Here is a 24,271-nt window from a genome sequence, read left to right on the forward strand (position 1 = left end):
ATTATATTCTTGCGAAACGATTTATCAATCCGCTACACACCCCGTCAATCTTATAAATATCGATTAAAACAGTTATCGACAGGCTGGCCGGGTTCAACATCAGCGGGCTGTCAATCGCCTGTGATCCGGTCTTTTCCAGCGAAACGATGAGTCTCATCTAAACTTATCACTGGGCACACCGTTCAACTGACAGGTGTGTAAACAGCGTGGAATGAATATCGCCAAAATCAATTTATTGACCACAATAACTTTTGCAAGGCTACTCAAGCTCCCCGTCCCATCTGCGAACGATTAACAAGGACCTGTCATGAAAAAAGTGGCCATCGTCGGCGTCGGCCCTACCGGTATATATACTTTCCACGCCCTGGTTGAGCGGGGAGAGCCGCTGTCCGTCTTGCTCTACGAGCAGGCTGAGCACGCAGGCGTTGGTATGCCCTATAGCGGCGAAAATAACACGGAATCAATGCTGGCAAACATCGCCAGCATTGAGATCCCGCCCATTTACATCACCTATCTGACATGGTTACAAAACCAAAGTGATGAATACCTCGCGCAATTTAATATCGAACGTATGACGCTGCATGAGCGCCAGTTTTTACCACGCGTGATCCTTGGCGACTATTATCGCGATCGCCTTTTTGCCATCGCCGACAAAGCGCAATCTTCAGGCTTCGACATTACCCTTAACGAATCAAGTCAAGTCACCGACCTGAGGGCAAATCCACACGGGGTTTCTCTGTGGATCAACCACGCGGAACGTCCGGTCGACGTTGATTTTGCCGTCATAGCCACGGGCCATCAGTGGCCTGAGGATGATGACTCTCCTCGCGATTTTTTCCCCAGCCCATGGTCCGGCCTGATGGAAGCCAAAATTGACGCCTGCCGCGTGGGGATTCTGGGCACCTCATTAAGCGCGATTGATGCTGCGGTAGCTGTCGTCAGCCAGCATGGTTTCTTCACCACCGATAGGGACAATGTGCCGCAGTTTATACGTAACCCCGGCAGCCAAAACCTGAAAATCACCCTAATGTCGCGCACCGGGGTACTACCGGAAGCCGATTTTTACTGCCCTCTTCCCTATGAACCCCTTAATATTGCCACCGAAGAGGCGATTGAGCATGTCATAGCATCGGGCGCTGATGGGCTATTAGATCGCATCTTTCAGCTCATTGTGAAGCAGTTACAGGACTCCGCACCAAACTGGAGTCAGCAGATTGGCCTGGAAAATCTCACCGCCGATACCTTTTCCACCGCCTACTTTGCCGACAGAATACGCCATGACCCTTTTGACTGGGCAAAGCTCAATCTGCTGGAAGTCGAACGTAACAAGCAACAGCAGCACACCGTGGCGTGGCGCTACACCCTGCTACGTCTGCATGAGCTCATCGAAGAGCTTGTGCCTCATCTGGACGAGCGTGACAGGGAACGCTTCAAGCGTGGGCTGGCGCGCGTGTTTATCGATAACTATGCAGCAATTCCGTCTGAGTCGATTCGTCGTCTGCTGGCCCTGCACGACGCCGGGCTAATCGCAATACTGTCGCTGGGCGCGGATTATGAACGACAGAACGAAGGCGACACGACGGTTATTTACCACAATAATCAACGCAGCGAATTTGATGTCTTCATCGATGCAAGAGGACAAAAACCGTTAAAGAGCAAAGATATTCCCTTCCCGACACTACGCACTCAACTGCTGGCCTGCGGTGATGATATTCCGGATATCGGTGACGATTACACACTGCTGGCGCCGGATAACGCCCGTGGGCGGATAGCTTTTGGCGGCCTGCCGTGGTTAATGCACGATCGTCCTTTTATTCAGGGACTGGTGGCCAGCGCCGAGATTGGCTCAGCAATGAGCAACGCGTTAATTCAACACGCGGTGAAACGAAGAAAAAAACGGTGGTTTAGCGACGAAAGAGACTAACGCTCTTTTTAGAGAGAGGCGAGTGAGCTCGCCTCTGCGTTATGTCGTCAGAGAGTCACTACTGCCAGGCTGATTTGCTGCCCAGCGCAAATTTCCCCGCGCCCAGAAAAGCAATCGCCAGCCCCGCGACAAAGAAATAGACCAGGCTCTCAATCGCCCATGCCCCGGTTTTATCCAGCGCGGTGGTTTTATCGAGCCCCACCATCAACCAGGCAACGACCATGGTAAAGGCCAACACTAATGCCGCCGGGCGCGTCAACACGCCAAGAATGAGCAGGATGGGGGCGACCACTTCGCCTACCAACACGCCATAGGCGATAAAGCCCGGCAGACCTTTCGCCACCAGCATGGCGCTAATACCGTCAACACCGTCAAACAGCTTATGCAGCCCATGAAACAGCATCAGCCCACCCACCACCAGGCGCAGCAACAGCTTGCCAAAATCATCACACGATAGTGTGCGGTTTAGCGAATTTAATATGGTTGTCATCATTTATATTTTTCCTGTTTTATCCCTGTTGAACACTACGTTACTGCTTCTCATTTACAAAATATACCCACTGAAAATAAGGGTATTTTCCCAGCGAAACGACAGGATTCATCTAAACTTGTAACCGGTATCACACTTCAGGAGATGGAAAACCAATGAAACAAACCGTAGCCAACTATATTGCCAAAACGCTCGAACAGGCTGGCGTGAAAAGAATCTGGGGCGTCACGGGCGATTCGCTCAACGGCCTGAGCGATAGCCTTAACCGCATGGGCACCATTGCCTGGATGCCGACGCGACACGAAGAGGTTGCCGCCTTCGCGGCAGGCGCCGAAGCACAGCTGACCGGCGAGCTCGCAGTGTGCGCCGGGTCGTGTGGGCCGGGAAACCTGCACCTCATCAACGGCCTTTTTGACTGTCACCGTAATCACGTGCCCGTCCTCGCCATTGCGGCGCATATTCCGTCGAGTGAAATCGGTAGCGGCTACTTTCAGGAGACGCATCCGCAGGAGCTGTTCCGTGAATGCAGCCACTACTGTGAACTGGTCTCCACCCCTGAGCAGATCCCGCAAGTGCTGGCCATTGCGATGCGTAAAGCGGTGCTTAACCGCGGCGTATCGGTGGTGGTATTGCCGGGCGACGTGGCGCTGAAGGCCGCGCCGGAAAGCGCCAGCAGCCACTGGTATCCGGCCCCGCACCCAATAGTGACGCCGCCGCAAAGCGAACTGGAAAAGCTGGCCGACACGCTGAAATCCTCACGCAACATCACCCTGCTGTGCGGCAGCGGCTGCGCCGGGGCGCATGACGAGCTGACCGCATTTGCTGAAAAGCTTAAGTCCCCCATCGTCCACGCACTGCGCGGTAAAGAGCACGTCGAGTACGACAACCCGTACGATGTCGGCATGACCGGGCTCATTGGCTTCTCCTCCGGTTTTCACGCCATGATGAACGCCGATACGCTGATTCTGCTGGGCACCCAGTTCCCGTATCGCCCGTTCTACCCCAGCGAAAGCACCATCATTCAGATAGATATCAACCCCGCCAGTATTGGCGCGCACAGTAAAGTTGATATGGCGCTGGTTGGTGATGTCAAAGCCACCTTGTCCGCGCTGCTGCCGCTACTGGAAGAGAAAAGCGATCGCCGTTTTCTCGACAAAGCGCTGGAACACTATCGCGACGCGCGTAAGGGGCTGGACGATCTGGCCAAACCCAGCGACAAAGTCATTCACCCACAGTATCTGGCGCAGCAGATTAGCCGCTTTGCTGACGATGACGCCATCTTCACCTGCGACGTCGGCACGCCAACGGTGTGGGCCGCCCGCTACCTACAGATGAACGGTAAGCGCCGCCTGCTCGGTTCCTTCAACCACGGCTCAATGGCCAACGCCATGCCGCAGGCGCTGGGCGCGCAGGCGACAGAACCAGGACGTCAGGTTGTCGCGATGTGCGGCGATGGCGGCTTTAGCATGCTGATGGGCGATTTCCTGTCGGTGGTGCAGATGAAGCTGCCGGTCAAAATCGTGGTCTTTAATAACAGCGTGTTGGGCTTTGTGGCGATGGAGATGAAGGCCGGAGGTTACCTGACCGATGGCACCGAACTGCACGACACCAACTTCGCGCGTATTGCCGAGGCCTGCGGGATCACCGGCATTCGCGTCGAGAAAGCCGCTGACGTCGATGACGCCTTACAACGCGCCTTCAGTATCGACGGCCCGGTACTGGTCGACGTGGTCGTGGCCAAGGAGGAGCTGGCGATTCCGCCACAGGTTAAACTCGAACAGGCCAAAGGTTTCAGCCTGTATATGCTGCGCGCCATCATCAGCGGTCGTGGCGATGAAGTGATCGAACTGGCGAAAACCAACTGGCTCAGGTAAAAATGGTGGCATTCTTCCGAGTTTAAAAAGGAAATGCCGTGATTGATTTACGCAGTGATACCGTAACCCGCCCGACGCGCGCCATGCTCGAAACGATGATGGCCGCGCCGGTCGGTGATGACGTCTATGGTGACGATCCTACCGTTAACGCCCTTCAGCAGTACGCTGCCGAACTGGCGGGCAAAGAGGCAGCCCTGTTCCTGCCTACCGGCACCCAGGCCAACCTGGTGGCGCTGCTGAGCCACTGCGAACGCGGCGAGGAGTACATCGTCGGCCAGGGGGCACATAATTATCTGTATGAAGCGGGCGGCGCGGCGGTGCTGGGCAGCATTCAGCCGCAGCCGATTGACGCTGCCAGCGACGGTACGCTGCCGCTGGATAAAGTGGCGGCAAAAATTAAAGCCGACGATATCCACTTCGCGCGCACCAAACTTCTGAGCATTGAAAATACCCACAACGGCAAGGTACTGCCGCGCGAGTATCTTAAATCGGCTTGGGAATTTACCCGCGAACGCGGCCTGGCGCTGCATGTCGACGGGGCGCGTATCTTCAACGCGCTGGTTAGCTACGGCTGTGAGCTAAAAGATATCGCCCAATACTGCGACTCGTTCACCATCTGCCTGTCCAAAGGGCTGGGCACGCCGGTCGGCTCGCTGCTGGTCGGGAATCATGACTACATCAAACGCGCCAACCGCTGGCGGAAGATGACCGGCGGCGGTATGCGCCAGGCCGGTATTCTGGCGGCGGCAGGGCTGTATGCGCTGCAAAACAACGTCGCCCGTCTGCAGGACGATCACGACAATGCCGCCTGGCTTGCCGCTGCGCTGCGTGAGATTGGCGCCGACGTCATGCGTCACGACACCAATATGTTATTCGTCCGCGTGGGGGAAGAAAATGCTGCCGCGCTGGGGGAGTTTATGCAGGCGCGCGGCGTGCTGATCAACGCCTCGCCCATCGTGCGGCTGGTCACGCATCTGGACGTCAATCGTGAGCAACTCACGGAAGTGGTTGCCCACTGGAAAGCCTTTTTAGCGCGATAAGGAGTTCGGCGTGTCACAGACTATTTTGGTTTTTGGGGCCAGTGGCTATATTGGCCAGCATCTGGTCACTGAATTAAGCCTGCGCGGCTATACCGTCCGGGCGGTGGCACGTCGTATCGAACGACTCCAGAAGCTACAGCTTGCCGGGGTGACTTGCTATTCCGTTGACCTGGAAAAAAACGGCGATATTGCCCGGCTGTTGAACGGCGTGGATACCGTTTACTACCTCGTTCACGGCATGGGTGAAAGTCAGGATTTTATCCGCCATGAACGTCGGGTGGCGGAAAACGTCCGCGACGCGCTGCGGATTACCCCCGTTAAGCAGGTGATTTTTCTCAGCTCGCTACAAGCGCCAGAACACCAGCAGTCGCCGCACCTGCGCGCCCGGCAGCTTACCGGCAATATTCTGCGCGACGCGGGCGTGCCGGTCAGCGAGCTGCGCGCCGGAATTATCGTTGGCGCGGGCTCCGCCGCCTTCGAAGTGATGCGCGATATGGTCTACAACCTGCCGGTGCTGACGCCGCCGCGCTGGGTCCGGTCGCGCACCACGCCGATTGCGCTGGAGAATTTGCTGGTTTACCTGGTCGAACTGCTCAACCACCCGTCTGCAGAACACCGCGTGTTTGAGGCCGCCGGGCCGGAAGAGCTGACCTATCAACAGCAGTTCGAACATTTTATGGCGGTCAGCGGTCGTCATCGGCCGCTGATTCCCATCCCCTTCCCCACAAGCTGGATCTCGGTCTGGTTTCTGAACGTGATCACCTCCGTACCGCCGACAATCGCCAAAGCGCTGATCCAGGGATTAAAACACGATCTGCTGGCCGACGATCGCGCGCTGCGAACGCTGATCCCGCAAACCTTAATCCCCTTCGATGAAGCGGTACGCCGCACGCTGGAGGAAGAGAAAAAACTGGCCAACTCCAGCGACTGGGGCTACGACGCGCAGGCCTTCGCCCGCTGGCGTCCGGAGTACGGCTTCTTTGCCAAGCAGGCAGGCTTCACCGTCAGCACTCAGGCAAGCCTGTCGGCGCTGTGGGAAGTGGTTAACCGTCTCGGCGGCAAAGAGGGCTATTTCTTTGGCAATGCGCTGTGGAAAACCCGCGCGGCGATGGATCTGCTGGTCGGGCACCGGCTCGCCAAAGGCCGCCCCGCGCACCCACTGCTCCAGCCCGGCGACATGGTCGACAGCTGGAAGGTGATTATCGTTGAACCCGAAAAAGCGCTGACGCTGCTGTTTGGCATGAAAGCGCCGGGGCTGGGGCGTCTTAGCTTTACGCTGGTCGATAAAGGCACCCATCGCGAACTTGACGTGCGCGCCTGGTGGCATCCTCACGGTATGCCAGGATTAATCTACTGGCTGTTGATGATTCCAGCACATCTGTTCATCTTTCGCGGAATGGCGCGTCGCATTGCCCGCCTGGCAGAAGAAGTCACAGGAAAAAGTGCGCAATAACCCTTTTTCGTCTTAGTTTCCCATTGCATACAAGTGAAATAAACGGAAGAATGCGCACGAAACTCTTTTTTAACACTGTGGATGATTATGAAGGTACTGGTCACCGGCGCCACGAGCGGATTAGGCAGAAACGCAGTTGAGTATCTGCGCCGCAAGGGCATTAGCGTCAGAGCGAGCGGTCGCAATGAAGCGATGGGCAAACTGCTGGAAAAAATGGGCGCCGAATTCGTCCATGCCGACCTGACCGAACTGGTCTCCTCTCAGGCCAAAGTGATGCTGGCCGGCGTTGACACCCTGTGGCACTGCTCCAGCTTTACTTCACCGTGGGGCACCCAGGCCGCCTTCGACCTTGCCAACGTCCGTGCCACCCGCCGCCTCGGCGAATGGGCCGTCGCCTGGGGGGTGCGCAACTTTATCCATATTTCTTCGCCGTCACTCTACTTTGACTATCACCACCATCGGGATATCAAAGAAGATTTCCGCCCGCACCGTTTTGCCAACGAGTTCGCCCGCAGTAAAGCCGCCAGCGAAGAGGTGATCCAGCTGCTGGCGCAGGCCAACCCGAACACGCGCTTTACTATTCTGCGCCCACAGAGCGTGTTTGGCCCGCACGATAAGGTGTTTATCCCGCGCCTCGCGCAGATGATGCACCATTACGGCAGCGTGCTGCTGCCGCGCGGCGGCCACGCGATGGTTGACATGACCTACTACGAAAACGCCGCCCACGCTATGTGGCTCGCCAGCCAACCGCGCTGTGACGGCCTGCCTTCCGGCCGCGCTTACAACATCACCAACGGCGAGCCGCGCACGCTGCGAAGCATCGTTGAGCGGCTAATCGACGAGCTGGACATTGCTTGCCGCATTCGTTCCGTGCCTTATCCGATGCTGGATATGATTGCGCGCAGCATGGAACGCTTTGGCGATAAAAAAGCCAAAGAGCCGTCGCTGACCCACTACGGCGTGTCGAAGCTGAACTTCGACTTTACGCTGGATATCAGCCGCGCCCGCGAAGAGCTGGGCTACGAGCCGATTGTGTCGCTGGACGACGGCATCGTGCGTACCGCCGCCTGGCTGGAAGATCACGGCAAGCTGCATCGCTAGGGCTTAGCCCTGGCCATATTTCTCCAGCAGCGCCTCGGCAATCGCCAGACTCTCCATATCCGCGACGCCGTCATAGCGCGCCGGGCGGAAGTGCATCTGGAAGGCCGCAATCACCCGCATCTGCTGGAGCCGCGTCATATTCGGTTTGACCTCATAGCCATAGCGCGCCAGCAAATCCAGCAGGGTATACGAGGCAATCGGCGCATTCGGCGAGCGACCGTTCAGATAGAAGGCCACGCGGCTGGCATCCGGCCACGCGCCGATACCCTGCTGCGCCAGCGATTGCCATGGGAATAACGGACCGGGATCGTCCTTACGCTGCGGCGCGATATCCGAATGCGCGACCACGTTTTGCGGTTCGATGTTGTAGCGTTTGATAATGTCCTTCGCCAACGGCACCAGCGCCTGGATTTGCGCCGGTTCAAACGGCGTGAAGAACTTCGTCCCCTCCGACTTCTGCCAGCCACGGTTTTCCAGCTCAATACCGATAGAGGTATCGTTAATACGGGTTGCCCCGCGCCAGAAACTCGCGCCTGCATGCCAGGCCAGCTCGGACTCCGGCACCAGCTGCCAGATTCGCGGCTTGCCGCGTACCAGCGGCGGCACGGCGGGAATGAGATAATGGACGCTGACATCCTTGCCGGTCAGGGCCGTGAGCGAGACGTCAAAATCGTCCGCCGTGTAGTGGATGACCAGCATTTTAATGCGCGGATATGCCGCCGGGGCCGAACGGCTGGTATCGAGTACATAGTCAGGTTTCTCGATAACCGCTTTTTTCTCTTCTTTACTCGCACACCCCGCCAGCAGCACCGCCAGCATCACGATCGTCAGAAAACGTTTCATCTGCGCGTTTTGACCGCCGTACCGCTCACGCTGACCATCAGCATACTGCTGTCTTTACCCACGGTTTCATAATCAATATCAATGCCCACAACCGCATCGGCACCCAGCGCCGCGGCCTGCTCGCCCAACTCTTTAAAAGCAATTTCGCGCGCTTTGCGCAGCTCTTTTTCGTATGCCCCCGAGCGACCGCCGACGATGTCGCGGATACCGGCGAAGAAATCGCGGAAAATGTTGGCGCCTAAAATCGCCTCTCCGGTGACCACGCCGCAGTATTCGACGATCGTTTGCCCTTCAAGGGTGGGGGTAGTTGAAAATTGCATGGACAGCTCCTTCTTTAACGTTCAATGCCTTAGCTCTCAGCGCTAAACGCATTATCGGACCGATACGCTATGCTTGAAAAGGGATTACTTCATTATCGTATACGTAAATCGCGCCCGCTGCATGGCGGCGGTTGATACGCTCTCGACGGCGTAGAAGCGACTAATGTTGAGACAGCTAACAAGGAATCACTATGCGTTACACCAACCTTGCACTTATTCTTCCCGCCGCGCTGCTGCTGAGCGCTTGCACCACCGTCACTCCCGCTTATAAAGACACCGGCACGCGCGTGGGACAGTGCGTTGAAGGCGGCCCGGATACCGTGGCACAAAAATTTTACGACGACCAGATCCAGCGCCGGACCAGCGATATTAACGCCCTGCGCCCTTACCTCAGCGACGGCCTGGCCAAACTGCTGAACGAGAGCAGCCAGGATGCCAGCAAACGTTCGCTGATGCAGTCCGGCCTGTTCTCCAGCAGCGCCACGGCGCCTGATTCGGCAAGCGTGGCTAGCGCCTCGACTATCCCGAATACCGATGCCCGCAATATTCCGCTGCGCGTCGATTTAAAACAGGGAACCCAGAGCTGGAAAGATGAAGTGCTGATGATTCGGGAAGGTCAGTGCTGGGCGGTGGACGATGTGCGCTACCTTGGCAACAACAGCCATGCGCCAGCCGGTACGTTGCGTCAATCTCTCGAGAAACGTTAATAAAGTGTAAACAAATCCTGCTAAATCGCTTATCCCGGCAAAATGTCTGGCATTCCTCCAGGAATGCCGACATTTATACCCCTCGCCCACCCCGACCGTTATTTTGTGCTAACTTTAAAAGAAAAGTTGGTTTATATTTAAGTTTTAACGCACAAATATTGCATAACTATTCTGTCAAAGGTACTATTTGCGGCCTCAATTGCTGATAATTCCTCTATGGCTGATGCCTTCAGCGGGGAAATAGAAGAGCGGCAGCAGAGTAAGCACCTGGCGTTTCCAGGGCGAGAACAACTCTTTCGTGACGGGTATCAATGAGCATTAAATTAGACGGCATTAACTGCTTTTATGGCGCGCATCAGGCGCTGTTCGACATCACGCTACAGTGCCCGGAGGGCGAAACGCTGGTACTGCTTGGCCCTAGCGGCGCGGGCAAAAGCTCACTGTTGCGCGTGCTGAATCTGCTGGAGATGCCGAAATCCGGTACCCTGGCGATTGCGGGTAACCATTTCGATTTTGCTAAAACCCCGTCAGACAAGGCGATTCGCGAACTGCGTCAAAACGTAGGGATGGTCTTCCAGCAGTACAACCTGTGGCCGCACCTGACGGTGGTACAGAACCTGATTGAAGCGCCGTGCCGCGTGCTCGGCTTAAGCAAAGACGGCGCGATGGCCCGCGCCGAAAAACTGCTTGAGCGTTTACGCCTCAAGCCGTTCAGCGACCGTTACCCCCTGCACCTCTCCGGCGGCCAGCAGCAGCGCGTGGCGATTGCCCGTGCGCTGATGATGGAGCCGCAGGTGCTGCTGTTTGATGAACCGACCGCGGCGCTCGACCCGGAAATTACCGCCCAGATCGTCAGCATCATTCATGAACTGGCGGAAACCAACATTACCCAGGTGATCGTCACCCACGAAGTGGAAGTGGCGCGTAAAACGGCCAGCCGCGTGGTGTACATGGAAAACGGTTATATCGTCGAACAAGGCGATGCAAGCTGCTTTAACAGCCCACAGACTGATGCATTTAGAAGTTATCTTTCTCACTGAGATTCAGGACAATGACGATGAAAAAAGTACTGATTGCCGCGCTGCTTGCTAGCGTTAGCCTCTCCGCTGGTGCTGCTCAAACCATCCGTTTCGCCACCGAAGCTTCTTATCCTCCGTTTGAGTCGATGGACGCCAACAACCAGATCGTCGGCTTCGACGTGGATCTGGCGAATGCGCTGTGTAAAGAGATCGACGCAACCTGTACCTTCAGCAACCAGTCTTTCGATAGCCTGATCCCAAGCCTGAAGTTCCGCCGCATCGACGCGGTCATGGCCGGTATGGATATCACGCCGGAACGTGAAAAGCAGGTGCTGTTCACCACCCCGTATTACGACAATTCCGCGCTGTTCGTGGGCGTGAAAGGTAAATTTACCGGCGTCGACCAGCTGAAAGGCAAAAAAGTGGGCGTGCAGAACGGCACCACCCACCAGAAATTCATCATGGATAAACATCCGGAAATCACCACCGTTCCTTACGACAGCTACCAGAACGCTAAACTGGATCTGCAAAACGGTCGTATTGATGCCGTCTTCGGCGACACTGCGGTGGTCACCGAATGGCTGAAAGCGAACGATAAGCTGGCGGCCGTTGGCGACAAAGTCACCGATAAAGGCTACTTCGGTACCGGTCTGGGCATTGCCGTGCGTCAGGGCAACACCGAGCTGCAGCAGAAATTCAACGCTGCGCTGGAAAAAGTGAAGAAAGATGGCACTTACCAAACCATCTACGCGAAATGGTTCCAGAAGTAAGACTTGATGAACGAAATGTTTCCTTTAGCGAGCGCCGCCGGCATGACCGTCGGCCTTGCCATTTGTGCACTGATTATCGGGCTCGCGCTGGCGATGTTCTTTGCGGTATGGGAGTCGGTAAAATGGCGCCCGATCGCATGGATCGGCTCCGCGCTGGTCACGGTGCTACGCGGCCTGCCGGAAATTCTGGTGGTGCTGTTTATCTACTTCGGCTCTTCACAGCTGCTGCTGACGCTGTCCGATGGGTTTAGCATCAACCTCGGTTTCGTACAGATTCCGGTGCAGATGCAGATTGAAAACTTTGACGTCAGCCCGTTCCTGTGCGGCGTGATTGCCCTCTCCCTGCTCTACGCCGCCTACGCCTCGCAAACCCTGCGCGGCGCGCTGAAAGCGGTGCCGGTAGGCCAGTGGGAGTCCGGCCAGGCGCTGGGGCTGTCAAAAAGCGCCATCTTCTTCCGCCTGGTGATGCCACAGATGTGGCGTCACGCGTTGCCGGGGCTGGGTAACCAGTGGCTGGTGCTGCTGAAGGATACCGCACTGGTCTCGCTGATTAGCGTGAACGACCTGATGCTGCAAACCAAAAGCATTGCCACCCGTACCCAGGAGCCGTTTACCTGGTACATCGTGGCGGCAGCCATTTACCTGGTGATTACCCTGCTCAGCCAGTACATTCTCAAACGCATTGACCTGCGTACCACTCGCTTTGAACGGAGACCAGGCTGATGCTCGAGTATTTACCGGAACTGATGAAAGGGCTGCACACCAGCCTGACGCTAACCGTCGCCTCTATCGTGGTGGCGCTGGTGCTGGCGTTGATTTTCACCATCATTCTGACGCTGAAGACGCCGGTGCTGGTGTGGGTGGTTCGCGGCTACATTACGCTGTTTACCGGCACGCCGCTGCTGGTACAGATCTTCCTGATCTACTACGGCCCCGGCCAGTTCCCGACGCTGCAGAACTACCCGGTGCTGTGGCATTTGCTCTCGGAACCGTGGCTGTGTGCGCTGATTGCCCTGTCGCTGAACAGCGCCGCCTATACCACGCAGCTGTTCTTCGGGGCGATTCGCGCCATCCCGGAAGGCCAATGGCAGTCGTGTAACGCGCTGGGAATGAGTAAGAAAGATACGCTGGCGATTCTGCTGCCTTACGCCTTTAAACGCGCGCTCTCCTCCTACTCCAACGAAGTGGTGCTGGTGTTCAAGAGTACCTCTCTGGCCTACACCATTACGCTGATGGAAGTGATGGGCCACGGGCAGCTGCTTTATGGCCGCACCTACGATGTGATGGTATTTGGTGCCGCCGGGCTGGTCTACCTCGTCGTCAACGGCCTGCTGACGCTGTTGATGCGCCTGATTGAGCGTAAAGCGCTGGCCTTCGAGCGTCGCAACTGATTTTTGCATAATCATTAAAACAGAAAACGGATAAGCCTCTGGCCTATCCGTTTTTTTTTACCAACAGCAAATATTTAATCAAATATATTGCATATAAATTCACATAATGGCATTGTAACTCCATGCCACACGCAGGGCAGCATTCTATAAGCGAGACAGACAGGAGCTCATCCATGAAAAAATTAGTATTGGCCGCCTTACTGGCCACCGTAACCTTCGGCGCTCAGGCCGCAGAAAAAATCAGCTTCGGCGTTTCCGCGACCTACCCGCCGTTTGAATCCATGGATGCCAACAACCAGATTGTCGGCTTCGATATCGATCTCGCCAACGCGCTGTGTAAGCAGATGCAGGCCGAATGTACTTTCACTAACCATGCGTTCGACAGCCTGATTCCGGCGCTGAAGTTCAAGAAATATGACGCGGTGATTTCCGGTATGGACATCACGCCGGAACGTAGCAAGCAGGTGGCCTTTACCGACGCCTACTACGCTAACTCCGCGCTGGTCATTGCTAAAAAAGGTGAGTTCAAAAGCTTTGACGATCTGAAAGGCAAGCGCATCGGTATGGAAAACGGTACCACCCACCAGAAATACCTGATGGACAAGCATCCGGAAGTCAAAACCGTGGCCTACGACAGCTACCAGAATGCGATTATCGACCTGAAAAATGGCCGTATCGACGGCGTGTTTGGCGACACCGCGGTGGTCAACGAGTGGCTGAAAACCAACCCACAGCTGGGTACCGCGACCGAGAAAGTAACCGACCCACAGTACTTCGGCATTGGTCTCGGCATTGCGGTACGTCCGGATAACAAAGCGCTGCTGGAAAAACTGAACGGCGCGTTGAAAGCGATTAAAGCCGACGGTACCTACCAGAAAATTAACGATAAGTGGTTTGCTGAGTAAGCCATCTTTATCCCGGTAAGCGCCCTGCTTACCGGGTTCATTACTCTACAGCGGCACGAAAAAGCGAAAACAGGCGCCCGCCGCCGCGTCAACCAGACGAATACTGCCGCCATGCAGCTCCAGCATCCTGCGAACGATCAGCAATCCCAAGCCTCCGCGGTTTTCACGCGCACTCTGCGGGCTTAACGCGGAAGGACGCTGGAAGAGCTGTTCCCGCAAAGCCGCCTCGACGCCCGGCCCGCTGTCCGCCACCTCGACCTGCAGGCGTTCATTTTCCTGCCACACCCGCAGCATCACCGTGCCACCCGGCGGCGTATGACGCACGGCGTTATCCAGCAGATTCGTGACGACTCGTTCAATCATCGAAACGTCGGCATTCAGTAACGGCAGCGCGCGCGGGATCTCAACCTTCAGCGTAAGTCGACGCGTCTCAATCGCCAGATCGAATTTTTGCGCCACATCCTGCAGCAGCTCACCAATGGCAAAAGGTTCCCGCTGCGGCTTGATGCCGCCGTGCTCCAGTTTTGCCAGCTCAAACAGCTGCTGTGACAGATGGCGTACCTTTTGCCCCTGGCGCAGCGCAATCGCCAGATACTGACGATTATCCTCAGGCGTCAGGGTATCGGCCTTCAGCGAAAGCGTCTCCAGATACCCCAACAGCGAAGTCAGCGGCGTGCGCAGGTCGTGGGAGATATTGGCGATAAACTCGCGGCGCTGCCGATCGCTGTCAGAAAGCTGGTCCCACTGACCGGCAATTTTGCGCGCCAGCTCGATAAAGGTGTTGCGCAGAATCGCCACCTCGTTCGAGGAATCCCCCTCCAGCGGTTGCTGAGCGAGTTGCCGGATAGCGCTGATACTGTCCCGGTCCAGCCCCTCAACATCTGCGGTAAGCTGGCGTACCGGGCGGGTAACCCAGTACCAGATCATCAACCCCGCCAGCAGGCCAAACAGCGCTACCAGCAGCAGCGACCAGACCACGGTGCTCCACAGCGTTTTCTGCCAGGCGCTCTCCGCCAGCGCGTTGAAATTTTCCCCTTCGAGGACGATATAAAGATAGCCGCGCAGATTGCCGTTTTGCATCACCGGCGCTGCGCTGAAGACCTTGCGTTTATTCAGATTGCGCGGGTCGTCGCCGTACACCGGCCAGGCAGCGCCGCTCAGGAAGGTTTTTACCGGTTCAATGTCGAGCTGCTGGCGCTTGATGTGTCCGGGCGGCGCCGCGTCTGCGATAATCGTGCCTTCGGGCGACAGAAGATAGAGCTCGACGCTGGGATTGAAGGTCATCAGCCGATCGAACAGCATTTTCAGGGTCTGACCATTCACCTCGCCGCGCGCTTCCAGCAGCGGCTCGCGGTTGACAATCTGCTGCGCCAGCCCGGAGGAGAGACGCTGCACCATCGCATTACCGTACTGGTTGCTGTTATACAGCTGTATGCTGCAAGCGGCGATCGCACACAGCAGCAGGATGGCGGTGAAGACCAGCGTCAGACGCTGGCTCAGGCTCAGCCGTCGATTCATGGCACAGACTCCGGTTTGTCAGTGGCGAACTTATAGCCTTTTCCCCAGACGGTGAGGATGATCTCCGGCTCGGCCGGATCCTTCTCTATTTTGATCCGCAGGCGATTGATATGGGTGTTGACGGTGTGTTCATAGCCTTCATGCTGATAGCCCCAGACGTTTTCCAACAGCGACAGGCGCGAGAAGACCTCGCCAGGATGGCGCGCAAACCAGTACAACAGGTCGAATTCTCGCGGCGTAAGCTCGATTGACTCCCCATGCAGTCGTACCTCGCGAGAGAGCGGATCGATAGTCAGACCATGGCTGGCAATCGCCCCGCTTTCCAGACGGATGCTTTGCCCCATCGCCTCCTGACGACGAAACAGCGCTTTGACACGGGCAACCAGCTCCAGCACTGAAAACGGTTTCGGCAGGTAGTCGTCAGCCCCCGTCTCCAGCCCCAGCACGCGGTGCGTTTCGCTGGTGCGGGCGCTGATAATAATCACCGGCAAATAGCGCGTCATCTGCCGAATACGGCGACAGATCTCCAGCCCGTCAACGCCGGGCAGCATTAAGTCAAGAATCACTGCGTCCCATACGCTCTGCTCAAGCTGAAGCAGCGCGCGTGCGCCGTCGGCCTCATGCACAATCTGATAGCCCTCATCCTGCAAATTCAGGCGCAACAGGGTTGCAATATCCTGGTCATCTTCCACCAGTAAGATTTTTTTTGCGTTATTCATGACGCTCCACCTACGCTTTTTTTCAAGCTTAACTCAGGCGAGCGTCACGAGTTATCACATTTTCTTTAAACTTCCGGGAGTGAAGGCTTAACGCTTAACCAGCAGCGTCAGCACCTCATAGTGCGCGGTATGCGGGAACATATCGAACAGCTGTACTTTTTCGATCCGGTATCCCGGCAGGTGGGTAATGTCTTTTGCCATCGTCTGCGCGTTGCAGCTGGAGTAAATAATATACTGCGGCGCCATCTCGCTGAGATAGTCGCATAACGCTTTACCAATGCCCCGGCGCGGCGGGTTGACCAGCACCAGTTGCGGAATATCCGCCTGGGCGGTGGCAAATTGCGTGGAGTCCAGCGCCTGGAAATGCAGCTTGTCCAACCCCAACTCTGCCGCCGACTGCTTCGCACAGGCAATGGCTTCCGGGGCAATCTCAATGCCGGTCAGGGTCATCTCCGGCATCGCGCAGTGCAGGCCAAAGCCGCCCACGCCGCAGAACAGGTCCCACATGTGATTCACCGGCAGCGCCCGTACCCAGTCACGCGCGGTAGCGTATAACGCGCTGGCCACCGTTGGGTTGGTCTGGAAAAAGCTTTGCGGGCGGATCCACAGCGGCACGCCGTTAAAACGCTCCGCCAGCGCCTGCTGTTCGGTAAAGAAAATCTCCTGCTCGCCTTCCATAATCGCCATATGCACCGGCTGGATATTCGCGGTGATCACCTTCAACTGCGGCAGTTGCGCCTGTAGCCACGGCAGCGCGGCGCGCAGCTGTTCCAGCTTGGTTTCTGACCGCAGTACGAAGCGCAGCATCATCCCACCGTCGAGCTGGCTTTCCGTCAACAGTAAATACTTCAGTTCACCGCGCTTGCGCGCCACGTTGTACGGCGTTAGGCCCGCCCGGGCAATAAACGGCTTAAGCGCGGCGAACACCGGCGCGAACGACGGCGGATAAAGAGGACAATCGGTTAAATCTTCCGGCGTGCCGTCTCGATGCAGCATGCCGAGCAGCGGGCGCTCTACGCTGCCGCTGACCACCATTTTGGCTTTATTGCGAAAAGCCTGCTCCGGCCCGCAGACGGGTGCGCACCAGTCGCCGACGGTAGAACCCGCCAGCAGCGTCTGGAGATCGGCCATTTTAGCGGCAAGCTGTTCGGCGATGGGCCGCTCAATCCACTGGCAGGAACGACAGCGGTCGGCATCATAAAGTGCGCACTGCATAGAAAAACCTTGAGACGAATGGGGCGTGGATTGTATCACCGTTATTGTAAGCGGAAAAATCGCCGGGAGGCGGCGGGGACGAAAAGCAGGCATAAAACCAGCAGATCCGGCATTTTTTGCATCACCAGCGAGCGGAAGATCTCGCGCTTCGATTCACCGGCAATGCTGAACAGCTCCGGGTAGCCGTAACCCAGCGAGGCCGCCCACAGGTAGCTGGCGGCAATCACCTGCGTTAGCAGATAGACCCAGCGCGCCCAGTTGCGCCCTTTGACCAGCGAAAAGGCGCAGGCAATCTCGATAAACACCAGCACCAGACTGGAGAGAAACACCAGCGTCAGCGACCAGGTCTGGACGCTGCGATGAATAAATTCGCCTATCCCACTTAGCCCCAACAGGTTGAACACCATCAACAGGTCGAGACAGCGGATTAAAATAATGGCGAGCGCGGCCACCTGCACTAAAGCAGGAACATTCAGACGGGCGTGCGACCGACGGCTTCGAGTAAACAGTTCCAATGTATCGCCTTCCATGAAAACGATGCCGCGAAAGTTCGCGGCATCGACTGCATATCCGTATCGATTTTAAGTGGATTATCCGCGTCTTGCACGCTGGATATCACGCACCCGTTGTTTTTCCGCGCGCGCCATCAAATACCAGGCGATAAATCCGACAATTCCGACCACGCCAAGGATCAGCGACGCCAAAGCGTTAATCTCCGGATTCACCCCCATACGCACGCTGGAGAAGACCAGCATTGGCAAGGTCGTCGCTCCCGGGCCGGAGACGAAGCTGGCAATCACCAGATCGTCCAACGACAACGTAAAGGCCAGCAGCCAGCCGGAAACGACAGCCGGCATAATCATCGGCAGCGTAATCACGAAAAACACCTTCAGCGGCGTGGCGCCAAGATCCATCGCCGCCTCCTCAATGGAGCGATCCAGCTCGCGCAGTCGCGAGGAGATCACCACCGCCACGTAGGCGGTACAGAAGGTCACGTGCGCCAGCCAGATGGTCAGCATGCCACGATCCGCCGGCCAGCCTATGGCGTGCGCCAGGGCGACGAACAGCAGCAGCAGCGACAATCCGGTAATGACGTCCGGCATTACCAGCGGTGCGGTGATCATAAAGGCAAAACCATTGGCACCGCGGAAACGGCCAAAGCGAACCATCACCATCGCGGCAATGGTGCCAAGCACCGCCGCCGCCGTGGCGGCCGCTGCGGCAATGGTCAGGCTCAGCCCCACCGCGCTCATCATCGCATCGTCACGGAACAGCTCGCCGTACCAGCGCGTCGACCAGCCAGCCCACACGGTGACCAGCTTCGAGCTGTTAAACGAGTAGATCACCAGCATCAGCATCGGCGCGTACAGGAAGGTGAAGCCAAGCACCAGAATCAGGATCCGCCACGGTGAGCGGACGACCGGTAGATTGTTCATCCGTGGTCCCCCATCTGTTTTTGCTGATATTTATGGAACCACATGATCGGCACGATCAACAGCAGCAGCATGACGATCGCCACCGCCGAGGCCACCGGCCAGTCGCGGTTGTTGAAGAACTCCTGCCACAACACGCGGCCAATCATAATGCTGTCCGGGCCGCCGAGCAGTTCCGGGATCACAAACTCCCCTACCGCCGGAATAAACACCAGCATCGAACCGGCGATAATCCCCCCCTTGGTGAGCGGCACAATCACGCTGAAGAAGGTTTTCAGCGGGCGAGCGCCAAGATCCAGCGAGGCCTCAACCAACGAATAGTCAATGCGGGTCAGCGCGGTGTAAATAGGCAACACCATAAACGGCAGATAGGCGTAGACAATGCCGATGTAGACCGCGAGATTGGTGTGCAGAATAGTCAGAGGCTGATCGATTACCCCCAGCCACATCAGGAAATTATTCAACACGCCGTTGTTTTTCAGGATCCCCATCCACGCGTACACGCGGATCAGGAACGAGGTCCACGACGGCAGAATCACCAGCAGCAGCAGAATGTTTCGCGTTGACGGCTTGCTGTGCGCTACCGCCCACGCCAGCGGGTAACCAAGCAGCAGGCAGCAGATCGTCGAGATGGCGGCAACCTGTAACGACTGGAGATACGCTTCAAAATAGAGCGGATCGTCGGTCAATTGCAGGAAATTGCCAAAGTTCAGCGCGATCGTCAGCTGACCGTCGGCCCACTCCATCAGATCGGTATACGGCGGGATCGCCCGCGCCATTTCCGCCAGACTGATTTTAAATACAATCAGGAACGGCAGCAGGAACAGCAGGATCAGCCACACATACGGCAGCGCAATCACCAGCTTGCGCCCGTGCTTCATGTTGACCCGCGCCAGCCACAGGGCGAAGCCGCCCGGTTTGCGCGGGCGGGCCGGTGGTTCGTACGTACTCATAGCCCCCTCCTTAAACCGTCAACACCACGCAGCTGTCGGCTTCCCAGCACAGACGGACCTCATCGCCCCAGGTCGGCAACCCTTTCTGGTAACGGTGAGCATTCTGCAGCTGTGCGCTGATCATCTGGCCGCTTTTGAGGCGGACGTGATAAATGGAGAGATCGCCGAGATAGGCAATATGTTCAACTTCCCCCACGGCGAAGTTGTAACCATCCGCTGGCGGATCTTCACAGAGCATGATTTTTTCCGGGCGCAACGCCACGTACACCGGCACGTTATCGACCACCGAGGCATCCGCATCCACCTTCAACGGATGAACCAGCCCCGGAGACTCAATCACCAGCCCGTCTTCGTCGCGCGCTTTCAGTAGCCCTTCGAAAACGTTGACCGAGCCGATAAACTCGGCGCTGTAGCGGGTGGTCGGGTGTTCGTAAATTTCTTCCGGTTCGCCAATCTGTACGAACTTACCGCGGTTCATAATGGCAATGCGGCCCGCCATGGTCATGGCCTCTTCCTGGTCGTGGGTCACCATCACGCAGGTCGCGCCAACACGTTCAAGAATATCAACCACTTCCAGCTGCATCCGGTCACGCAGCTTTTTATCTAATGCGCCCATCGGTTCATCGAGCAGCAACAGTTTCGGACGTTTGGCGAGGCTTCGCGCCAGCGCTACACGCTGACGCTGGCCACCGGAAAGCTGGTGCGGCTTACGCTTCGCGAACTCCTGCATGTGCACCAGCGCCAACATCTCGGCGACGCGGGCGCTAATTTCCGCCTTCGGTAGCTTGTCCTGCTTAAGACCAAAGGCGATGTTTTGCTCGACGGTCATGTGCGGAAACAGCGCGTAGGACTGGAACATCATGTTAATCGGACGCAGATACGGCGGAACCTGCGCCAGATCGACGCCGTCCAGCACGATTTGCCCGGCGGTTGGCTGTTCAAAGCCCGCCAGCATGCGCAGCAGCGTCGATTTCCCACAGCCGGAAGCGCCCAGCAGCGCAAAAATTTCGCCTTTATAAATAGTGAGATTAACGTCATCCACGGCGTGCTGGCCGTCGAAGGATTTAGTCAGATTACGGATTTCCAGCAGCGGGGTGAGCGCTTTGCGGGTTTTCGCCTGTGGGCGGGGAATAGCGTCGTTCAATCTGGTGCTCTCCGGCAAAAAACGAATATCGATATGACCCGGTTGTCATATCAACCTCTGGACACCCGCCATGTGGTGGGTGTCCAGATTGGGGCAGTTGCACTACCCCGGTGCATAACGGCATTATTTCCCGCTTTTCACTTTGGTCCATGCGCGCGTTCTGACGCGGTCGATTTTGGGATCCTGGACTTTCAGCGTAAACAGCTTGGCGAAGACATCAGCCGGCGGGTAAATCGCCGGATTGTCGCGAATCTCCGCGCTCACCAGCGGCGTAGAAGCCTTGTTGCCATTGGCGTAGAACACATGGTCGCTAATATGCGCAATCACGTCCGGACGCATCAGGTAATCGAGGAACTGATAGGCTTCGTCTTTGTTTTTCGCATCGGCAGGCATTGCGAAGACGTCAAAGAATGCCAGCGCCCCCTCTTTCGGAATGAAGTAGGAGACGTTCACGCCGTTCTTCGCTTCTTTCGCACGGTTCGCCGCCTGCCACACGTCGCCTGCCCAGCCGATGGCCACGCAGATATCGCCGTTAGCCAGATCGTTAATGTACTGAGAAGAGTGGAAGTAGCGAATATTCGGGCGCAGCTTCAGCAGCAGGTCGGTGGCCGGGCCGGTGTAATCATCCGCCTTGCTGCTGTTCGGATCTTTGCCCAGATAGTTCAGCACGGTGGCAAAAATCTCTTCCGGCGCATCGAGGAAGGAGACGCCGCAGCTCTTCAGCTTCTCGAGGTTCTCTGGCTTCATCACCAGATCCCAACTGTTCAGCGGCGCGTCTTTGCCCAGTACGGCTTTGACCTTATCGACGTTATAGCCAATACCGGTGGTCGCCCACAGGTAAGGCATAGCGTATTTATTCTCCGGGTCGTGCTTAGCGACCAGCTTCAGGACCTCCGGATCGAGATTTTTCCAGTTTGGCAGCTTGCTCTTATCGAGCGGCTGGAACACCCCCGCAGTGAGCTGGCGTTCCAGGAAGCTTGCCGACGGGACCACCAGGTCAAAACCGGTGCTTCCTGCCATCAGCTTCCCTTCCAGCACTTCGTTAGAGTCGAATACGTCGTACACGACTTTAATCCCGGTCTCTTTCTCAAAGTTCGCCACGGTATCCGGCGCGATATAGTCGGACCAGTTATAGACATGCAGCGTTTTTTGTTCTGCAGCGAGCACGCTTGCCGAGGCAGCCATCAGCGCACCCGTCACCAGACCTGTTAACCATTTTTTATTTAAGGCGGCCATATCTCTTATCCTTCTCGTCGCCCGTTAACAAACGGACTAAATATACGCAATTTAGAGTATGCAGAAATCATGCATATTTTTTCGTACTGCATGAAAGAGAAGAGACCGGGCTCCCCTGCAGTCATTGCTCGCGCTATCGATGCAAAATTCTCGCCAACAATGAGAATTGCCAGCAATAATTAGGGGGTGCAGCGATATGTCGCAAGAATAACTGTAGCCCGAGCCGGAGGCTATAGGTCAGCGTAAAAAACGCCTTTTATCAATTTTTTATGCAAGATCACTCTATCTGATAAGCCAAAAGCGCCAATCAGGTAGTGAAAGAATCTTTAAAATAAGGTTAAAAGCAGAATAAAAGCGTGTAATACGCAGCCACCATGGCAGTGACTGCGCTATTTAGCGGGGAGGATTAGTGAAGAAAATGGTATTGAACATCTTCCGGCGGCTGTTCTTCTTCTTCCGGCTTATACAGCAGCTGCTGGGCGGACGCCTCGAGGATGACCATCGAGACCTGCTCTTCGCTTTGCTGCACGAAGGCCGCAAACTGTTCGAAGCTGACCCCAACCGCAGCGGATAAAGACTGGCAAACGACCAGCTTTGGCAGATTATCATCCTGCATATCGAGAAACGCTTTCACCGTCAGCGAGCTGGCGTTAATCGCAGACAGGTCGGCCCCCACCGCCAGCAGCGCAGACGGCTTGACCTCGGCCAGCGCCGAAAAGAGCACGACGTTATCAATGAGGTCAATTTTGGCATCGAAGACGCCATCAAAATTTTGCATATGCGGCAGGTGCAGCGCCTGACAGGTGTCGCACTCAAAAAAGCTCATGCCTATTTCGTCGAGCCACTGACGTAACGTATCCAGACTCGGGACGACGAGAGAATCCATATTGCCTATGACCTCATGCGGTAAAGTAACATTTCATAAAACACAAACGGCCGGGACAAAGCCCGGCCTGAGAACCAGATTGACTTATAGCTTACGCAAAAAAAGCATCACATACCATGTATGTGGCTCTATTTTTGGAAATCACTAAAGAACGCCCAAGAGCATGTGCTTTCTTCAGTTAAATCAGAGCATTAATACTCTATTGTGCATGAAATTCGGTAAAGTTCATATGTGCAACGATGTCCCATTCATGCCCCATAATAGGCACTTTTGCCCCATCCCTGCCCCATAAATCAACCGCGGCTGTCCATAACCTCTATACTTTCTGTCTGTTTTGAATTTGGAGGTTTCTATGTGCGGACGCTTTGCCCAGGCTCAAACCCGTGAAGATTATCTCGCCTATCTTGCAAGTGAAGGAGATCATGATATCGCCTATGACCCAGAACCCATCGGACGATACAACGTCGCGCCGGGAACAAAAGTCCTACTTTTAAGCGAGCGAGACGAGCAACTACACCTCGACCCGGTTTTTTGGGGTTACGCTCCTGGGTGGTGGGAGAAACCGCCATTGATTAACGCACGCGTCGAAACGGCGTCCACCAGCAGAATGTTTAAGCCCCTCTGGCAGCACGGCAGAGCAATATGTTTTGCAGACGGTTGGTTTGAGTGGAAGAAGGAAGGCGATAAAAAACAGCCCTACTTCATTCATCGTGCCGACGGCCAGCCGATTTTTATGGCAGCGATCGGCAGTACTCCGTTTGAACGCGGCGAGGATACAGAGGGGTTTCTAATTGTGACTTCCGCTGCTGATAAGGGTCTTATTGATATTCATGACCGACGCCCAGTTGTTCTGTCACCAGAAGCTGCACGTGAGTGGATGCGACAGGATGTTGGCGGGAAGCAAGCGGAAGAGATAGTTGCAGACGGTGCCGTGCCGGCAAGCAAATTTACCTGGCATGCAGTGTCACGCGCAGTGGGAAATGTAAAAAACCAAGGGCCAAAGCTGCTAGAAGCTATTTAATTATGCTCTTTGCCATTTAATAATTTGTTTCAGTTAACAAAGAAATGAACGTTTAACAACTACTGAAATTGTTTATGAAAAATGCAGCTGTTCAACTTTGTTTGTAATCCACTATTGTCATAGAATTTCTACCAATAGTAGCTTGTTTGAATTTTGTACCTTCCGGCATGTTTTTAATAATTATTTTTTTAACTTCCTCATCCATCCTGAAACCAAAAATGATTGAGTTTACAAAATCCACATCATAATTAACTTTTTCAAATGCCTTTCCTGGTTGGATAACCGCTAATTTATTACTCGCCATATATC

The 24,271-nt window shown here is 55.8% G+C and carries 25 protein-coding genes; 12 read left to right on the plus strand and 13 right to left on the minus strand.

The features are described from left to right. The first annotated feature begins 307 nt into the window (after nt 1-307). The gene (locus tag NNN71_RS15315; protein ID WP_271458849.1) at nt 308-1,924 is read left to right on the plus strand and encodes an FAD-NAD(P)-binding protein; all 1,617 of its coding nucleotides are present in this window, start codon (nt 308-310) and stop codon (nt 1,922-1,924) included. A 58-nt stretch (nt 1,925-1,982) separates the two neighbouring features. Here NNN71_RS15315 and NNN71_RS15320 read toward each other — a convergent pair whose 3' ends face one another. After that, nucleotides 1,983-2,417: a DoxX family protein gene (locus tag NNN71_RS15320; RefSeq protein WP_167576312.1), complete on the minus strand. Its 435-nt coding sequence runs from the start codon at nt 2,415-2,417 to the stop codon at nt 1,983-1,985. A gap of 152 nt (nt 2,418-2,569) precedes the next feature. On the opposite strand from NNN71_RS15320, the gene poxB reads away from it, so the two are divergent. The 4 genes from poxB to NNN71_RS15340 all read left to right on the plus strand — a co-directional run bounded on the left by poxB (nt 2,570) and on the right by NNN71_RS15340 (nt 7,882). Beyond that, the gene (gene poxB / locus NNN71_RS15325) at nt 2,570-4,288 is read left to right on the plus strand and encodes a ubiquinone-dependent pyruvate dehydrogenase (protein WP_167576313.1); all 1,719 of its coding nucleotides are present in this window, start codon (nt 2,570-2,572) and stop codon (nt 4,286-4,288) included. Between the two features lie 38 nt (nt 4,289-4,326). Continuing rightward, nucleotides 4,327-5,328, plus strand: coding sequence for a low-specificity L-threonine aldolase (ltaE, locus tag NNN71_RS15330; protein WP_223802224.1), 1,002 nt, complete (start codon nt 4,327-4,329; stop codon nt 5,326-5,328). Nucleotides 5,329-5,338: 10 nt separating this feature from the next. Continuing rightward, entirely contained in the window at nt 5,339-6,781 is a 1,443-nt protein-coding gene (locus NNN71_RS15335; protein WP_167576315.1) for a DUF2867 domain-containing protein, read from the plus strand. A gap of 87 nt (nt 6,782-6,868) precedes the next feature. Beyond that, complete coding sequence (locus tag NNN71_RS15340; protein ID WP_065355729.1) at nt 6,869-7,882, plus strand: NAD-dependent epimerase/dehydratase family protein; 1,014 nt, start codon at nt 6,869-6,871, stop codon at nt 7,880-7,882. A 3-nt stretch (nt 7,883-7,885) separates the two neighbouring features. Here NNN71_RS15340 and NNN71_RS15345 read toward each other — a convergent pair whose 3' ends face one another. Together NNN71_RS15345 and NNN71_RS15350 are read right to left on the minus strand one after the other, a co-directional pair. Then, nucleotides 7,886-8,725, minus strand: coding sequence for an N-acetylmuramoyl-L-alanine amidase (locus NNN71_RS15345; protein WP_163446968.1), 840 nt, complete (start codon nt 8,723-8,725; stop codon nt 7,886-7,888). Then, complete coding sequence (locus NNN71_RS15350) at nt 8,722-9,045, minus strand: heavy metal-binding domain-containing protein (RefSeq protein ID WP_064548683.1); 324 nt, start codon at nt 9,043-9,045, stop codon at nt 8,722-8,724. Before NNN71_RS15350 ends, NNN71_RS15345 begins: the two co-directional genes overlap by 4 nt. Nucleotides 9,046-9,236: 191 nt before the next feature. Here NNN71_RS15350 and NNN71_RS15355 point away from each other — a divergent pair, with 191 nt between their 5' ends. The 6 genes from NNN71_RS15355 (at nt 9,237) to artJ (ending at nt 13,837) form a co-directional block, all read left to right on the plus strand. Then, on the plus strand, nt 9,237-9,752 hold the full coding sequence (locus NNN71_RS15355) for a lipoprotein (protein ID WP_064548681.1): 516 nt from the start codon (nt 9,237-9,239) through the stop codon (nt 9,750-9,752). A 311-nt stretch (nt 9,753-10,063) separates the two neighbouring features. Further along, the gene (gene artP / locus NNN71_RS15360; protein WP_271458850.1) at nt 10,064-10,792 is read left to right on the plus strand and encodes an arginine ABC transporter ATP-binding protein ArtP; all 729 of its coding nucleotides are present in this window, start codon (nt 10,064-10,066) and stop codon (nt 10,790-10,792) included. Nucleotides 10,793-10,809: 17 nt separating this feature from the next. Beyond that, nucleotides 10,810-11,541 carry an arginine ABC transporter substrate-binding protein ArtI gene (gene artI / locus NNN71_RS15365; protein WP_064548676.1) on the plus strand — a complete coding sequence of 244 codons (732 nt, stop codon included), beginning with the start codon at nt 10,810-10,812 and terminating at the stop codon, nt 11,539-11,541. Between the two features lie 6 nt (nt 11,542-11,547). Next, nucleotides 11,548-12,264 carry an arginine ABC transporter permease ArtQ gene (artQ, locus tag NNN71_RS15370; protein WP_064548674.1) on the plus strand — a complete coding sequence of 239 codons (717 nt, stop codon included), beginning with the start codon at nt 11,548-11,550 and terminating at the stop codon, nt 12,262-12,264. After that, the gene (gene artM, locus NNN71_RS15375) at nt 12,264-12,932 is read left to right on the plus strand and encodes an arginine ABC transporter permease ArtM (RefSeq protein ID WP_167576316.1); all 669 of its coding nucleotides are present in this window, start codon (nt 12,264-12,266) and stop codon (nt 12,930-12,932) included. The genes artQ and artM overlap by 1 nt, the downstream gene beginning before the upstream one ends. Before the next feature lie 173 nt (nt 12,933-13,105). Beyond that, nucleotides 13,106-13,837, plus strand: a complete 732-nt coding sequence (artJ, locus tag NNN71_RS15380; RefSeq protein WP_163446970.1) for an arginine ABC transporter substrate-binding protein ArtJ — start codon at nt 13,106-13,108, stop codon at nt 13,835-13,837. A 45-nt stretch (nt 13,838-13,882) separates the two neighbouring features. Here artJ and NNN71_RS15385 read toward each other — a convergent pair whose 3' ends face one another. From NNN71_RS15385 to NNN71_RS15425, 9 genes are all read right to left on the minus strand, one after another. Beyond that, nucleotides 13,883-15,355, minus strand: a complete 1,473-nt coding sequence (locus tag NNN71_RS15385) for a sensor histidine kinase (protein ID WP_163446972.1) — start codon at nt 15,353-15,355, stop codon at nt 13,883-13,885. Next, nucleotides 15,352-16,074 carry a response regulator transcription factor gene (locus NNN71_RS15390; protein ID WP_271458851.1) on the minus strand — a complete coding sequence of 241 codons (723 nt, stop codon included), beginning with the start codon at nt 16,072-16,074 and terminating at the stop codon, nt 15,352-15,354. Before NNN71_RS15390 ends, NNN71_RS15385 begins: the two co-directional genes overlap by 4 nt. Nucleotides 16,075-16,161: 87 nt before the next feature. Beyond that, nucleotides 16,162-17,289 (minus strand): 23S rRNA (uracil(747)-C(5))-methyltransferase RlmC, encoded by a 1,128-nt coding sequence (gene rlmC / locus NNN71_RS15395; protein ID WP_271458852.1) that lies wholly within the window; start codon nt 17,287-17,289, stop codon nt 16,162-16,164. Between the two features lie 41 nt (nt 17,290-17,330). Then, nucleotides 17,331-17,819 carry a YbjO family protein gene (locus NNN71_RS15400; protein WP_064548662.1) on the minus strand — a complete coding sequence of 163 codons (489 nt, stop codon included), beginning with the start codon at nt 17,817-17,819 and terminating at the stop codon, nt 17,331-17,333. A 60-nt stretch (nt 17,820-17,879) separates the two neighbouring features. Continuing rightward, nucleotides 17,880-18,725 (minus strand): putrescine ABC transporter permease PotI, encoded by an 846-nt coding sequence (gene potI, locus NNN71_RS15405; RefSeq protein ID WP_064548659.1) that lies wholly within the window; start codon nt 18,723-18,725, stop codon nt 17,880-17,882. Continuing rightward, complete coding sequence (gene potH / locus NNN71_RS15410) at nt 18,722-19,675, minus strand: putrescine ABC transporter permease PotH (RefSeq protein WP_271458853.1); 954 nt, start codon at nt 19,673-19,675, stop codon at nt 18,722-18,724. The genes potI and potH overlap by 4 nt, the downstream gene beginning before the upstream one ends. A 10-nt stretch (nt 19,676-19,685) precedes the next feature. Further along, the gene (gene potG / locus NNN71_RS15415) at nt 19,686-20,819 is read right to left on the minus strand and encodes a putrescine ABC transporter ATP-binding subunit PotG (RefSeq protein ID WP_163446979.1); all 1,134 of its coding nucleotides are present in this window, start codon (nt 20,817-20,819) and stop codon (nt 19,686-19,688) included. 123 nt (nt 20,820-20,942) lie between these two features. Then, complete coding sequence (potF, locus tag NNN71_RS15420) at nt 20,943-22,055, minus strand: spermidine/putrescine ABC transporter substrate-binding protein PotF (RefSeq protein ID WP_065355638.1); 1,113 nt, start codon at nt 22,053-22,055, stop codon at nt 20,943-20,945. 406 nt (nt 22,056-22,461) lie between these two features. Further along, nucleotides 22,462-22,941, minus strand: a complete 480-nt coding sequence (locus NNN71_RS15425) for a YbjN domain-containing protein (RefSeq protein WP_065355637.1) — start codon at nt 22,939-22,941, stop codon at nt 22,462-22,464. 352 nt (nt 22,942-23,293) lie between these two features. Here NNN71_RS15425 and NNN71_RS15430 point away from each other — a divergent pair, with 352 nt between their 5' ends. After that, nucleotides 23,294-23,962, plus strand: a complete 669-nt coding sequence (locus NNN71_RS15430; RefSeq protein ID WP_271458854.1) for an SOS response-associated peptidase — start codon at nt 23,294-23,296, stop codon at nt 23,960-23,962. Between the two features lie 91 nt (nt 23,963-24,053). Here the strand turns inward: NNN71_RS15430 and NNN71_RS15435 are convergent. Beyond that, a partial coding sequence (locus NNN71_RS15435) for a hypothetical protein (protein WP_271458855.1) occupies nt 24,054-24,271 on the minus strand: 218 nt, incomplete at its 5' end.

Origin of the sequence: Kluyvera sp. Awk 3, assembly GCF_028069715.1 — a bacterium.
GTDB classification, from domain to species: domain Bacteria; phylum Pseudomonadota; class Gammaproteobacteria; order Enterobacterales; family Enterobacteriaceae; genus Kluyvera; species Kluyvera georgiana_A.